Genomic DNA, 13,124 nt, shown 5'->3' with positions numbered 1-13,124 from the left:
GATGTGGCTCAGAAAGCGCGAGCGGCGGCGTCCGCCTGAGCGTCGAAGCTGCGGACATAGGCTTCGCGCGCCTCCGCCCCCGGCCGGGTCGTCGCGGGAACGACCAGGGCGCGGATGTCGCGGATGCCGATGGTCTCGAAGATGTGCTTCAGATAGGGCAGCTGGAAATCGACATAGTCGCCGGCCATCGTCGACGATCGCGTCAGGATCATCTGCATGGGCCGGTTACGCAGCAGGCCGACGTGGCGCATCTCCTCGACGTTGTAGCCAAAGGTCACGCGCGGCTGGACGATGATGTCGAGATAGAGCTTCAACGCCCAGGGGATGCTGTAATTCCACATGGGGCAGGACAGCAGGATGCGGTCGGCGCGATCCAGCCGCGCCACGGCGTCGGTGACGATGCGCCAGGCGTCATCGGCCTCGGGCGAGACCGCCTCGCCGAAGATGGGCGCGAACTTGCGGAAGGCGTGCTCGGCCTCGAAGCGCGGCAGGTCCTCTTCGAACAGGGCCAGGGTGTCGATCTCCTCATCCGGGTTCTGTTCCCGCCAGGTCGCGATGAAGCGATCCGCCAGCGAACGCGACGCCGACCTTTCCCCCTTCGGGCTGGCCACGATATGAAGCAGCATGATGTCTCCCGATGCGTCGGCTGCAGCTGATCTCTCGCTGATCTGGCGAAGAGTTTTGTCAATTTATTTGGCGATCACAAGCCCTGAAGCCGCCGTTGACTTTCGACCGTCACCTCGCCAGTGATTGTAAGATTAATTGACGTTATGGAGAATGCCCTCGTGACCAGCCAACCGGTGAACGGCCCTCTGCATGGGCTGAAGGTCGTCGAGATGGGCCAACTGATCGCCGGTCCCTTCTGCGGCCAGTTGCTGGGCGACATGGGCGCCGAGGTGATCAAGCTGGAAGCGCCGGGCGTCGGCGACCCGATGCGGCACTGGGGCCAGGGGAAGACGCCGACCTGGTGGCGCGTCATCGCTCGCAACAAATACTCCGTCGCGGTCGACCTGCGTGCGGCCGAGGGCCAGCAGACGGCGCGCGACCTGATCGCCCAGGCCGATATCCTGATCGAGAACTTCCGTCCCGGCACGCTGGAGAAATGGGGCCTGGCCCCGGCCGATCTGATGGAGGCCAACCCGCGTCTGATCGTGGTGCGGGTCTCCGGCTATGGCCAGTCTGGTCCCTATTCCTCGCGCGCCGGCTTCGGCGGCATCGGCGAGGCCATGGGCGGCTGGCGCGGCATCGTCGGCGAACCGGATCGCGCCCCGTCGCGCATGGGGGTGTCGATCGGCGACACTCTGGCCGCCACCTACGGCTGCATGGGCGCCCTGGCGGCGCTGCAGCACCGCGAGCGCACCGGCCAGGGTCAGGTGGTCGACAGTTCCCTGTATGAAAGCGTGCTGCAGGTCATGGAGAGCATGATCCCTGAATACGCCGTCAACGGGCACAAACGCACGCGCACCGGCTCGGTCCTGCCCAAGATCGCGCCGTCGAACGTCTATCCCTGCGCCGACGGCGAATATCTGATCGGCGCCAATCAGGACGCGGTCTTCGCCCGCCTGTGCGTCGCCATGGGCCGCGCTGAACTGGCGACCGACGCCCGCTACGCCACCCATCTGGCGCGCGGCGAGCATCAGAGCGAGCTGGACGCGCTGATCGGCGAATGGACCGCGACCCTGACGGTGCAGGCCCTGGAAGACCTGATGATCGAACACGCCGTTCCGGCCGGCCGCGTCTTCGACGCCGAGGACATGATGGCCGATCCGCATTTCGCGGCTCGCGAAGCCATCATCGAGGTCGAGGATCCCGTCCTGGGCAAGGTGCCGATGCAGGGCGTCTTCCCCAAGCTGTCGGCCACGCCGGGCTCCGTGCGCCGCCCCGCCCCGCTGGAGGTCGGTCAGGACACGGCGGACGTCTTGCAACGCTGGCTCGGCGTCTGACACGCAGCGCCGGTCCGGCGGATAGTTCTAGACAGCGCCCAGATGCGGCGCCGCATAGCCGATGCGCGCCTCAAAGCGCTCGATCTCAGCCATCCGCGCCAGGGCGACATCAATCTCGTCCTTGCCTTCCAGCAGCTTGACCTTGTCGGCCGCGCCGATGTCGAACGACCAGACTCGCCCGCCCGCCGTCACCGTCTGATCCGGCAGGCTGATGCTGAAAAGCGCCGTCGCCGGATGGCGCGCCAGGTCCATCAGCGCCAGGCAGTCGGCCTCCGGCAGGATCAGCGGCAGAATGCCGTTCTTCAGGCAGTTGTTGCGGAAGATGTCGGCGAAGCTGGGGGCGATGACGCAGCGGATGCCGAAATCCGCCAAGGCCCAGGGCGCGTGCTCGCGGCTGGAGCCGCAGCCGAAATTATCCAGCGCGATCAGCACCCCCGCCCGGTCCCACGGCGACTGATTCAGAACGAAGTCCGAACGCGGCCGATCATCCGCGTCGAACCGCAAGGGATGCAGCAGGATGCGCCCCAGCCCGGCCCGCGTCACGCCCTTCAGAAAGCGGCCGGGGACCAGTTTATCGGTGTCGATATTGGCGATGGGCAGGGCCGCCGCGACGGCGTCCAGGGTGACGAAAGGCTGCATCAGACAAGGCTCCGGACATCGACCAGCCGTCCCGCCACAGCCGCAGCGGCGGCCATCGACGGCGACACCAGATGGGTACGGCCGCCCGGTCCTTGGCGGCCCTCGAAATTGCGGTTGGAGGTCGAGGCGCAACGCTCGCCCGGCGACAGCCTGTCGGGGTTCATGCCCAGGCACATGGAGCAACCCGGTTCGCGCCACTCGAAACCTGCATCGATGAACACCCGATCCAGCCCCTCGGCCTCGGCCGCCGCCTTGACGTGACCGGAGCCCGGCACGACCAGGGCGCGCACGCCCTCGGCGACATGACGGCCGCGCGCGACGGCGGCGGCGGCGCGCAGATCCTCAAGTCGGCCGTTGGTGCAGCTGCCGATAAAGACGGTGTCGACGGGCAGGCCGTCCAGAGGCTGATCCGGCGACAGCCCCATATAGGCCAGCATCTGCTCGACCTGGGCGCGCCGCCCGACGTCGCTCAGGGCGCTCAGGTCGGGGGTCCGGCCGCCAATGGTCGTCACCGCCTCGGGACTGCTGCCCCATGTGACCATCGGCTCGACGGCGGCGGCGTCGATGCGCACCACCTGATCGTAGGTCGCGCCCGGATCGCTGGCCAGGGTACGCCAGTCGGCGACCGCCGCCTCGAAGGCCGCGCCTCGCGGCGCATGGGGGCGGCCGTTCAGCCAGGCGAAGGTCGTCTCGTCCGGGGCGATCAGGCCGGCGCGGGCGCCCGCCTCGATCGACATGTTGCAGACGGTCATCCGCCCCGCCATGTCCAGGTCGCGGATGGCCTGACCGGCGTATTCGATGATGAAGCCGGTCGCCCCATTGGCGCCGATCCGGCCGATGATCGCCAGAACCAGATCCTTGGACGTGACCCCGAAACCGAGCGCCCCCTCCACCTCGATCAGCATCGATCTGGCGCGCTTCTGCACCAGGGTCTGGGTCGCCAGAACATGTTCGACCTCGGAGGTGCCGATGCCGAAGGCCAGGGCGCCGAAGGCTCCGTGGGTGGCGGTGTGGCTGTCGCCGCAGACGATGGTCATGCCCGGCAGGGTCAGCCCCTGTTCCGGCCCGACGACGTGAACGATGCCCTGGTCGATGCTATCCAACGGAATCCACGGCAGGCCGAACTCGGCGGCGTTGGTCTGCAACTGCTCGATCTGCGCCCGGCTTTCGGGATCGAGGATTCCGGCAGCCCGGTTCAGGGTCGGAACATTGTGGTCGGCCATGGTCAGGGTTTGGTATGGCGCATGAACGCCGATGCCGCGCTGACGCAGGCCCTCGAAGGCCTGGGGGCTGGTGACTTCGTGGACCAGATGGAAGTCGACATACATCAGCATGTCGCCGCCGCCGAGGTCGGCGACCTGGTGCCGGTCGTATATCTTGTCCAGCAGGGTGCGGGGCTGGGTCATCGCGATCTCCTCAGCGGCCGGTGAACTGGGCCGGACGTCGGGCGATGAAGGCGGCGGCGCCTTCGCGGAAATCGGCGGTGCGGCCCGCCTGGCCCTGCGCCTGCCGCTCGACGTCGAGGGCCCGGGCGAAATCGAGGTCCAGCGCCGCGCGCGCGGTGCGGCGGAGGGCAGCGTAGGCCAGGGTCGGTCCAGCCGCCAGCCGCTCCAGCAGGGCCTCGGCCTCGCCCTCCAGCGCCTCAGGCTCAACCGCCTTCCAGGCCAGACCCCAGTCAACGGCCTGATCCGCCGTGATGCGCTCGCCCGTCATCATCAGGCTCATCGCCCGGTGCCAGCCCAGGGTGCGCGGCAACAGCCAGCTGGCCCCGCCGTCGGGGGCCAGCCCCACCTGCGCGAAGGCATAGGCCAGGAAGGCCGAGCGCGACATGACGATCATGTCGGCGGCCAGGGCGATCGACGCCCCCGCCCCGATCGCCGGCCCGTTCACCGCCGCGACGACGGGCATCGGCAGATCCGCCAACTTGAGCAACAGGGGGTTGATGTGGCTCTCCAGGATCGCCCCGGCGTCCTCGGGCAAAGGCTCAGACAAGGTTCCGCCGGCGCAGAAGGCCCGTCCCGTTCCGGTGATCATCAAGGCGCGCGCGCCGGAGGCGACGGCGGCGTCCACAGCGGCGTCCAGAGCCTCGATCATCGGCTCGTTCAGGGAATTCATCCGCTGGGGCTGGTCCAGCCGGATCACCGCTCCCGCGCCCCTGCATTCAAAACCGATCATCGCACACCTCGCCAGCGCCGCCCCATCCGCGCAACCAGCGGACGGATGACGGAAAAACGCCTGAACATGAGTTGACAGACATGGTGCGGGGCGGGATTAGATGTCAATAGATTTGACATTCTTTCCGCCTCTCGGGGCGACCGGAGCACCCCTTTCGATGCGAGTCACCCAGGGCCTCGTCCGCGCCGTCGTCACGGCCGCGGGCCGCACCGCCACCATCGACGGCGAGCGTCGCCGCACCTGGCGCGAGGTCGGCGATCGCGTCGCCCGCCTGGCTGGCGGCCTGCACGAACAGGCCGGGCTGAAGACCCGCGACCGGGTCGCCATCCTGGCCCACAACTGCGACCTCTATTTCGAAACCTATTTCGCCGTGCTGTGGGCCGGAGGCGTGCTGACGCCGCTGAACACCCGCCTGGCCACGCCCGAACTGGCCTTCCAGTTGAGGGACGCCGGGGTCGAGACCCTGTGCTTCGGCGAGGAGTTCGCCGCCGTCGCCGAACAGCTTCTGGCCGAGGGCGCGGTCCAGCGCCTGATCGCCCTGGACGGGACGCCGGGCGCGTCCCCGCACCTGACGCATGAGGGTCTGATCCAGACTTCCGAACCGGCCGAGGAGCACCTGGCCGCCGACGGCGACCTGGCGGGCATCTTCTACACCGGCGGCACCACGGGTCTGCCCAAGGGGGTGATGCTCAGCCACGGCAACCTGCACGCCATCGCCTCGAACCTGCTGATGACCATCCCGTTCGACGAGACGGGGGTCAATTTCCACGCCGCGCCCATGTTCCATCTGGCGGACATCGGCATCCTGTTCGCCACCATGACCGGGGCGACCCACGTCTTTCGCCGCAGCTACAACGCCGAAACCATGCTGGAGGCCATCGCCGAGCACGGCGTGACGCACTGCTTCACCGTGCCCGCCGTCATCGACCGCATGGCCAAGTATGATCGGCTGGATCAACTGGATTTGTCGCAACTGAAGATGCTGGGCTACGGCGGCTCTTCCCTGCCCGCCGCCACCCTGGCCCTGGCGCGCGAGAAGTTTCCGCACGTCGGCTTCATCCAGGGCTTCGGCCAGACCGAAATGGCCTCCGTCACGGTGCTGACGCCCCAGGACCACCAGTGCGCCGACGACCACCCGCGCCTGCGCTCCTGCGGCAAGGTGGCGCCGGGCTTTGAAATCCGCATCGTCGACGAGGCCGGAAACGAGGTCCCGCGCGGCCAGATCGGCGAGATCGTCGGCCGAGGCGACAATGTCATGATGGGATACTGGAACCGCCCCGAGGAAACCGCCGAGGTCATGCGCGACGGCTGGCTGCACACCCGCGACGCGGGGTGGATGGACGAGGACGGCTACATCTACATCACCGACCGGCTGAAAGACATGATCGTGTCCGGGGCCGAGAACGTCTATTCGATCGAGGTCGAGAACGCCCTGTCCTGGCACCCGGCGGTCGAGGAAAGCGCCGTCATCGGCATCCCCGATCCGGTCTGGGGCGAGCGGGTCCACGCCGTGGTGGTGTGCAAGGTCGGCGCCTCCCAGCCCAGCTTCGAGGAGTTGTCCGCCTTCTGCCGCCAGCGCATCGCCGGCTACAAGACGCCCAAGAGCGTCAGCTTCAGCGAAACCCGCCTTCCCCGCAGCGCTGCCGGCAAGATCCAGAAAAACCCGGTGCGCGAAGCGGTGCTGAAGGATCTGAACCTGACCTGAAATCAGCGTCAGCGAAGAGGGAAGAGGCGGACGAGGGGTTGTCCGCCTTTTTTCTTTATTCTGAAATCCAGAGATCGTTCGTCCGACATGAAAAAGGCGGGACGCTTGCGCCCCGCCTTTCCTGTTCACGTATCCGCCAAGGCGATCAGGCCGCCAGCGGCTTGGGCGCCGGATAGAAACGCTCCCCCATCTCGGCCATGGTCTTCAGCAGGGCCGGCGGCGCGAACCGCTCGCCGTACTGCGCGGCCAGAGCCTCGCAGGCGGCAGTGAACCCGGCCACGCCGACGCTGTCGATCAGGCTGATCGGGCCGCCCGTCCAGGGCGCGAAACCCCAGCCCAGGATGGCGCCGACATCGGCGTCGCGGGCGGCGGTGACGACGTTCTCGTCCATGCAGCGCGCGGCCTCGACGGCCTGGCGATACAGCAGACGCTGCTTCAGATGCTCGACCAGTTCCGGCGAAGACTCGCTGATCTTGACCGGATACATCTCGGCCAGACCGGCCCACAGGCGCTTGGGCTCGCCTTGCGGATAGTCATAGACGCCCTTGCCGTTCTTACGGCCCCAGCGATCCTGCCCGACCATGTCGATCAGGAATTTGTCGGTGTCGCCCGCCACGGGCGCCGGCAGGTTCAGGTCGATGCGGCGCTGGCCCGCCACCCGGTCCACCAGATCGATGGCCACGTCGTCCAGCAGCTCCAGCGGGCCGCGCGGCATGCCGGTCATGCGGCCGACATTGTCGATGATGGCCGGGGCGATCCCCTCGATCAGCATCTCCAGACCTTCGCGGATGTAGGTGTCGAACACTCGGCTGGTGAAGAAGCCGCGGCTGTCGTTGACGACGATCGGCACCTTCTTCAACTGCTTGCAGTAGTCCAGCGCCTTGGCCAGGGTCTCCTGCGAGGTGGTCTTGCCGACGATGATCTCGACCAGCTCCATCCGGTCGACCGGCGAGAAGAAGTGGATGCCGATGAAGTTGGCCGGGCGCTCGGCGGCTTCCGACAGGCCGGTGATCGGCAGAGTCGAGGTGTTCGAGGCGAACACTGCGTCCGGCCCGATCTGGGCCTCGGCGCGCTTGGTGACGTCGGCCTTGAGGGCGCGGTCCTCGAACACGGCCTCGACCACCAGGTCGGCGCCCTTGATGGCGTCATAGTCGGTAGTGGCGGTGATGCGGCCGACCAGTTCGTCGGCGGCGGCCTGGCTCATCGCGCCCTTGGCCACGGCCTTGGCGACCAGAGTTTCGGAATAGCCCTTGCCCTTGTCGGCGCCGGCCTGGGCCACGTCGATCAGGACGGTGTCGATGCCGACCCGCGCCTGGGCATAGGCGATGCCCGCGCCCATCATGCCGGCGCCGAGAACCGCGGCCTTCTTGACGGTGTAGGTCGGCACGTCCTTGGGACGGGCGCCGCCCTTGGCCAGGGCCTGTTTCGACAGAAACAGCGAGCGGATCATGGCCCGCGCCTGGGGCGACTGCTGGGTGTCCAGGAACAGCCGCGCCTCGACCCGCAGGGCGGAATCCATCGGCAGGTTGAAGCCTTCATAGACGCAGCGGGCGATGTTCTTCTGGGCCGGATAGTTGCCGTAGCTCTTGGCCATGATCTTGGCCGGCGTCAGGATGAAGCCCGCCGAACCGGCGTCCGAATAGGGGCCGTCCGGCATGGCATAGCCCTTGCGGTCCCAAGGCTGGACGCCTTCGCCGCCGTTCATGATCCACGCCTTGGCGGCGGCCAGGGCTTGGCCCGGCTCGACCACTTCATCGACGATGCCGATGGCCTTGGCTTTGGCGGCGTCGACCGGCGCTCCGGTCAGCATCAGGTCAAGCGCAGCCGACACGCCCGCCAGACGCGGCACGCGCTGGGTGCCGCCGGCGCCAGGCAGCAGGCCGATGGTCACTTCCGGCAGGCCGACCTTGGCCTTGGTCGAGGCGACGCGATAGTGGGCCGCCAGCGCGAACTCGAAACCGCCGCCCAGCGCGATGCCCTCGATGGCCGCCGCGACCGGCTTGCCGACGGTCTCCAGCGCCCGAAGCGCCCGGCTCATGCGAGAGGTGGCGGGCAGCGCGGCTTCGCGCGCCGGGTCCTCGGCCTGACCGCCGGCGGTTTCCCCCAGCTCGCCCAGGTCGGCGCCGGCGCAGAAGCCGTTCGACTTGCCCGAGGCCAGGATGGCGCCCTTGATCGAGGCGTCGTCGCGGATGGCGGCGACGATGGCGTCGATGTCGGCCACGGCGCTGTCGGTGAAGGTGTTCATCGTGCGCCCCGGCACGTCGAACAGGAAGGTGGCGACGCCGTCGGCGTCCACCGAAACGGTGAAGTTGTTCATGTCGTTGTCCTGACTGTCAGATCGCGATCAGACGCGCTCGATGATGGTGGCGGTGCCCATTCCGGCGCCGACGCAGAGGGTGGCCAGGCCAGTCGCCTTGTCGGTGCGCTCCAGCTCGTCCAGCAGGGTGCCCAGGATCATGCCGCCGGTGGCGCCCAGCGGGTGGCCCATGGCGATGGCGCCGCCGTTCACGTTCATCCGGTCGTGCGACACCTTCAGCTGCTGCATGAAGTACATGACCACCGAGGCGAAGGCCTCGTTCAGTTCGAACAGGTCGATATCGCCGATGCCCATGCCCGCGCGGGCCAGGGCCTTCTGCGTCACGGCGACCGGGCCGGTCAGCATGATGGTCGGCTCCGAACCGATCGAGGCCGAGCCGACGATGCGGGCGCGCGGCTTCAGCCCCATCTTCTCGCCCATCTCCCTGGTGCCGATCAGGACGCCGGAGGCGCCGTCGACGATGCCGGAGGAGTTGCCCGCATGGTGGACGTGATCGATCGCCTCGATCTCGGGATAACGCTGCCGCATGACTGAATCAAAGCCCGCCGCGCCCAGACCCGCGAACGAGGGCTTCAGGGCGCTCAACGTCTCGACCGTGGTTTCCGGGCGGATGAATTCGTCGTGGTCCAGCACCGTCACGCCCGCGTGCTTGACCGGGACGATCGAATTCTTGAAGCGACCCGCGGCCCAGGCGGCGGCGGCGCGCTTCTGGCTCTCGGCGGCGAAGGCGTCGACGTCGGTGCGGCTGAAGCCGGCCAGGGTGGCGATGGCGTCGGCGCCGATGCCCTGGGGCGCAAAGCCGGTGGTGAAGGCCACGTCCGGGTCCGCCGACCAGGCGCCGCCGTCCGAGCCCATCTTGACCCGGCTCATGCTCTCGACGCCGCCGCCGATAGCCGCGTCGGCCTCGCCGAAGACGACCTTGGCCGCCGCCGTATTCACGGCTTCCAGCCCCGAGGCGCAGAAGCGGTTCATCTGCACGCCCGCCACCGTCTGGGCCAGGCCGGCGTTGAGGGCGGCGACACGGGCGATGTTGGCGCCCTGCTCGCCGATCGGCGCCACGCAGCCGAGGATCACGTCGTCGATCAGGCTGGTGTCGAGCGCATTGCGGTCGCGCAGGGCCTGAAGCACCTGGGTCGCCAGGGAGATGGCGGTCACTTCATGCAGGCTGCCCTTGGCGTTGCCCCGGCCGCGCGGCGTGCGTACGGCGTCATAGATGTAGGCTTGTCTCACAGGTCGGTTCCTCGTGCAGGGATCAGGCGTCGCCGGGCGCGCGCGGCTGCGGCGCAGGCGTCAGGGAGAAGCGGGGGGCCGGGGCCGGCTGCACCACCCCGTTCAGGGTGATGAAGGCTTCCCGGACCTTGTTGTGCGGATGGTCGGGCGCCTCGACGAAAGACAGGACAGGCGCGAAGCAGGCGTCGGTCCCCTCCATCAGGGCGCGCCAGTCCTCGCGGGTCTTGCGGCGGAAGATATCGGTCAGGCGGGCGCGGCGTTCCTCGATCCCGTCCGGGCCGTTCTGATCCAGGAACAGGGGATCGTCCGACAGGCCGGTCGCCTCCAGCAGCCGGGCGTAGAAGGGCGGCTCGATCGAACCGATGGCGATGAACAGGCCATCAGCCGTCTCATAGGTGTCGTAATAGGGCGCGCCTGTGTCCAGATAGTTTGCGCCCCGCGCGTCGGACCAGATGCCCTGGCCGCGAAAGCCCCAGATCATGCCCATCAGCAGGGAGGCGCCGTCCGTCATGGCGCAGTCAATCACCTGCCCCTGCCCCGTCGTGCGCGCCGACAGAATCCCCGCCAACATGCCAAAGGCCAGCATCATGCCGCCGCCGCCGAAGTCGCCGACCATATTGATCGGCGGGGTCGGCTTTTCGCCCGCCCGACCAAAGGCGTTCAGCGCGCCGGTGATGGCGATGTAGTTGATGTCGTGGCCGGCCGCCTTGGCCAGCGGCCCTTCCTGGCCCCAGCCCGTCATGCGGCCGTAAACCAGGCGCGGATTGTCGGCCAGAAGCAGCTCCGGCCCCAGGCCCAGCCGCTCCATGACGCCGGGGCGATAGCCCTCGATCAGGCCGTCGGCCTCTCGGATCAAAGCGCGGGCGGCCGCCCTGCCGGCGTCCGATTTCAGGTCCAGTTCGACCCTGCGGCGCGAGCGCGCCAGCACGTCCGACGGATCAATGCGGACGCCGGGACGAGCGATGCGGATGACCTCGGCGCCGTGGTCGGCCAGCATCATGCCGGCGAACGGGCCAGGGCCGATGCCCTCCATCTCGATGATCTTCACGCCGGCCAAGGCCCCACTGGAATGGCCGCCGCCGGTTTGGGCCGCCGCGCTCATCGGGGCGACGCCCCGCCGATGTGATCCGCCATGACCATTCCTCCCGCTGATCCCCTGTTCGGAGCTTCATGCGGTGATCGGACGGGCGACCAATCTTGTCAAGAAATTTGACTTAAGGGATTTTCGATCGCGGCTCGATAGAGGGCTCCGAACCGCCCAGGAAATTACGCAGGCCCTGGCGCAAGGCCTCCAGATTCTCACTTCCCACGGCGTTTTCCAGCTCGCTCTCCAGTTCGCGCAGCACCTTTTGGGCGTCGTCGCGAATGGCTTGGGATTCCGGCGCGAAGCGGACGATGCGCGCCCGCTTGTCGTGCGGGTCCGGCGCCAGCTCCAGCAACTTGCGGTCGACCATTTCGGTCAGGAACTGGCTCATCGCCTGGCGCGACACGCCCAGGTTCTCGGCCATGCGCGCGGCCCGCGTCTCGCCGTTGGCGACGTTGACCAGGATCAGCGACTGGGACCGGCCCAGCCGACTCCACCCCCGCGCGTCGAGGCGGGCCTGAAGCTGCTCGTCGAACCAGTAGAGGGTCCGCACTAGGTCGAGCATGAGCAAGGAACGATTCATGCCTCAGTCTCGCCGTCCCCCGACCGTCGGGGAAGCCCAAAACATCGTCATGTCGATTTTTAGTCAACTTACTTGACATTTAGATTGGTCCGACGCGAACCTGCCCCTCCCAGAAAGGGAGGAGTATGAACATGACGAGCGACAAGCTCGCGGACCGGCGCATTCCAGCCGGCAATGATTTTCTGGCCCCCGAGGCCGTCGCTGCGATGAGCCCGACCGAACTGGTCGCGCGGGTCACGGCGCTGAAACCCATGATCGCCGCCGCCTCGCAAGAGGCCGAGCGCCTGCGCCGCCCGGTCGACGCCGTGTGGGACGCCCTGCGCGCCACCGGCTATTTCTACATGTATGTGCCGCGCAAATTCGGCGGGCTGGAGTTCGATCCCCAGACCTATATCGACGCCACCCTGGCCATCTGCGAGGCCTGCCCTTCCACCGGCTGGACCGCCAGCTTCGCCGCCGAGCACAACTGGCTGATCGCCCAGTTCCCCAAGCAGACCCAGGCCGAGGTCTGGGGCCGCACCCCCTATGTCATCGCGCCCAGCGTCGCCGCCCCTCCGGGCAAGGCGGTGCGCGTCGATGGCGGTTTCCGCATCAGCGGCCGCTGGAAGTTCGGCACCGTGGTCATGCACGCCGACTGGGTCATGCTGAACGCCATGGAAAGCATGGGCGAAGGCAAGCCGCCCGTCGTGCGCATGGTGCTGGTCCGCGCCGAGGACGTGAAGGTGCTCGACACCTGGTTCATGAGCGGCATGGCCGCCACCGGGTCCAACGACATCGTGGCCGAGGACCTGTTCGTGCCTGAGGCCTACACCTTCGTGGTGTCCGAGGTCCGCACCGGACGCGGCAACGGCTCGCGCATCCATGACAACCCGCTCTATAGCGCGCCGATGCTGCCACAACTCTGCGTCACGGCGGCCCTGCCGTCGGTCGGCGCCGCTCGGGCGGCAGTCGAACTGAGCCGCCAGCGGCTGACAGTGCACACCAAGATGGGCGGCCAATCGACCCAGGTGGACAAGCCCGCCGCCCAGATGCGCCTGGCCCGCGCCGACCTGATGGTGCGCTCGGCCGAACTGTCGATCCGCCAGGCGGCCGACGAGAACCTGACGCTCTCTACTCTCAGCGACGAGGAGCAACTGCCGCACCGCCTGCGGCTGCGCGCCCAGATCGCCTATGCCGTCAGTCAGTGTCTGGAGGCGGTCCGCACCTGCTGCGATTCCTCGGGCTCGGGCCTCTATGCGCTCGACAATCCGATGCAGCGCATCCTGCGCGACATCGAGGTTATGGCCAGCCACATCGTCTACGACATGGACGTGTCCACCGAACTGCACGGCCGGTCGATGGTCGGCCTGGCGCCGAACTCGCTCCTGACCTGAGCGGTTATCTGATCCCTCACTCGGGGGCCGTTCGCGGCCCCTTTTTTTTTTTTGGGCCGAGATCCGCTGCCCCTC

At 67.8% G+C, this 13,124-nt stretch carries 11 protein-coding genes; 3 read left to right on the top strand and 8 right to left on the bottom strand.

Annotated elements, in window-relative coordinates:
* Nucleotides 1-8 precede the first annotated feature (8 nt).
* A complete protein-coding gene (locus D1604_RS12360; RefSeq protein ID WP_119413534.1) occupies nucleotides 9-626 on the bottom strand; it encodes an FMN-dependent NADH-azoreductase in 618 nt (205 codons plus the stop codon).
* Nucleotides 627-785: 159 nt separating this feature from the next.
* Between D1604_RS12360 and D1604_RS12355 the strand changes: the two genes are divergently transcribed.
* The gene (locus D1604_RS12355; RefSeq protein WP_233552082.1) at nucleotides 786-1,943 is read left to right on the top strand and encodes a CaiB/BaiF CoA transferase family protein; all 1,158 of its coding nucleotides are present in this window, start codon (nucleotides 786-788) and stop codon (nucleotides 1,941-1,943) included.
* A 27-nt stretch (nucleotides 1,944-1,970) separates the two neighbouring features.
* On the opposite strand, the gene leuD is transcribed toward D1604_RS12355, so the two are convergent.
* The 3 genes from leuD to D1604_RS12340 are packed head-to-tail and all read right to left on the bottom strand — an operon-like array spanning nucleotide 1,971 to nucleotide 4,757.
* Nucleotides 1,971-2,582 (bottom strand): 3-isopropylmalate dehydratase small subunit, encoded by a 612-nt coding sequence (gene leuD, locus D1604_RS12350; protein ID WP_119413532.1) that lies wholly within the window; start codon nucleotides 2,580-2,582, stop codon nucleotides 1,971-1,973.
* Nucleotides 2,582-3,988 (bottom strand): 3-isopropylmalate dehydratase large subunit, encoded by a 1,407-nt coding sequence (gene leuC, locus D1604_RS12345; protein ID WP_119413531.1) that lies wholly within the window; start codon nucleotides 3,986-3,988, stop codon nucleotides 2,582-2,584. The genes leuD and leuC overlap by 1 nt, the downstream gene beginning before the upstream one ends.
* Nucleotides 3,989-3,998: 10 nt before the next feature.
* Nucleotides 3,999-4,757, bottom strand: coding sequence for an enoyl-CoA hydratase-related protein (locus D1604_RS12340; RefSeq protein ID WP_119413530.1), 759 nt, complete (start codon nucleotides 4,755-4,757; stop codon nucleotides 3,999-4,001).
* Nucleotides 4,758-4,914: 157 nt separating this feature from the next.
* Here D1604_RS12340 and D1604_RS12335 point away from each other — a divergent pair, with 157 nt between their 5' ends.
* Nucleotides 4,915-6,462 (top strand): class I adenylate-forming enzyme family protein, encoded by a 1,548-nt coding sequence (locus tag D1604_RS12335; RefSeq protein ID WP_158584931.1) that lies wholly within the window; start codon nucleotides 4,915-4,917, stop codon nucleotides 6,460-6,462.
* A 145-nt stretch (nucleotides 6,463-6,607) separates the two neighbouring features.
* On the opposite strand, the gene D1604_RS12330 is transcribed toward D1604_RS12335, so the two are convergent.
* From D1604_RS12330 to D1604_RS12315, 4 genes are all read right to left on the bottom strand, one after another.
* Nucleotides 6,608-8,779, bottom strand: coding sequence for a 3-hydroxyacyl-CoA dehydrogenase NAD-binding domain-containing protein (locus tag D1604_RS12330; RefSeq protein WP_119413528.1), 2,172 nt, complete (start codon nucleotides 8,777-8,779; stop codon nucleotides 6,608-6,610).
* 27 nt (nucleotides 8,780-8,806) lie between these two features.
* On the bottom strand, nucleotides 8,807-10,009 hold the full coding sequence (locus D1604_RS12325; protein ID WP_119413527.1) for an acetyl-CoA C-acetyltransferase: 1,203 nt from the start codon (nucleotides 10,007-10,009) through the stop codon (nucleotides 8,807-8,809).
* A gap of 22 nt (nucleotides 10,010-10,031) precedes the next feature.
* Nucleotides 10,032-11,111 carry a CaiB/BaiF CoA transferase family protein gene (locus D1604_RS12320; RefSeq protein WP_119413526.1) on the bottom strand — a complete coding sequence of 360 codons (1,080 nt, stop codon included), beginning with the start codon at nucleotides 11,109-11,111 and terminating at the stop codon, nucleotides 10,032-10,034.
* 112 nt (nucleotides 11,112-11,223) lie between these two features.
* The gene (locus tag D1604_RS12315; protein WP_119413525.1) at nucleotides 11,224-11,676 is read right to left on the bottom strand and encodes a MarR family winged helix-turn-helix transcriptional regulator; all 453 of its coding nucleotides are present in this window, start codon (nucleotides 11,674-11,676) and stop codon (nucleotides 11,224-11,226) included.
* A 131-nt stretch (nucleotides 11,677-11,807) separates the two neighbouring features.
* On the opposite strand from D1604_RS12315, the gene D1604_RS12310 reads away from it, so the two are divergent.
* Nucleotides 11,808-13,049 (top strand): acyl-CoA dehydrogenase family protein, encoded by a 1,242-nt coding sequence (locus tag D1604_RS12310; protein ID WP_158584930.1) that lies wholly within the window; start codon nucleotides 11,808-11,810, stop codon nucleotides 13,047-13,049.
* Nucleotides 13,050-13,124: the final 75 nt, after the last annotated feature.

The sequence above is a fragment of the Brevundimonas sp. LPMIX5 genome (assembly GCF_003576505.1).
GTDB lineage: Bacteria > Pseudomonadota > Alphaproteobacteria > Caulobacterales > Caulobacteraceae > Brevundimonas > Brevundimonas naejangsanensis.
The sequence above is the reverse complement of the archived record's forward strand: the minus strand, read 5'-3'. Positions and strand labels throughout refer to the sequence as shown.

Coding starts and splice junctions, on each gene's coding strand:
- leuC (WP_119413531.1), bottom strand. CDS start 3,988: ATGACCCAGCCCCGCACCCTGCTGGACAAGATATACGACCGGCACCAG.
- D1604_RS12330 (WP_119413528.1), bottom strand. CDS start 8,779: ATGAACAACTTCACCGTTTCGGTGGACGCCGACGGCGTCGCCACCTTC.
- leuD (WP_119413532.1), bottom strand. CDS start 2,582: ATGCAGCCTTTCGTCACCCTGGACGCCGTCGCGGCGGCCCTGCCCATC.
- D1604_RS12315 (WP_119413525.1), bottom strand. CDS start 11,676: ATGAATCGTTCCTTGCTCATGCTCGACCTAGTGCGGACCCTCTACTGG.
- D1604_RS12310 (WP_158584930.1), top strand. CDS start 11,808: ATGACGAGCGACAAGCTCGCGGACCGGCGCATTCCAGCCGGCAATGAT.
- D1604_RS12335 (WP_158584931.1), top strand. CDS start 4,915: ATGCGAGTCACCCAGGGCCTCGTCCGCGCCGTCGTCACGGCCGCGGGC.
- D1604_RS12340 (WP_119413530.1), bottom strand. CDS start 4,757: ATGATCGGTTTTGAATGCAGGGGCGCGGGAGCGGTGATCCGGCTGGAC.
- D1604_RS12320 (WP_119413526.1), bottom strand. CDS start 11,111: ATGAGCGCGGCGGCCCAAACCGGCGGCGGCCATTCCAGTGGGGCCTTG.
- D1604_RS12360 (WP_119413534.1), bottom strand. CDS start 626: ATGCTGCTTCATATCGTGGCCAGCCCGAAGGGGGAAAGGTCGGCGTCG.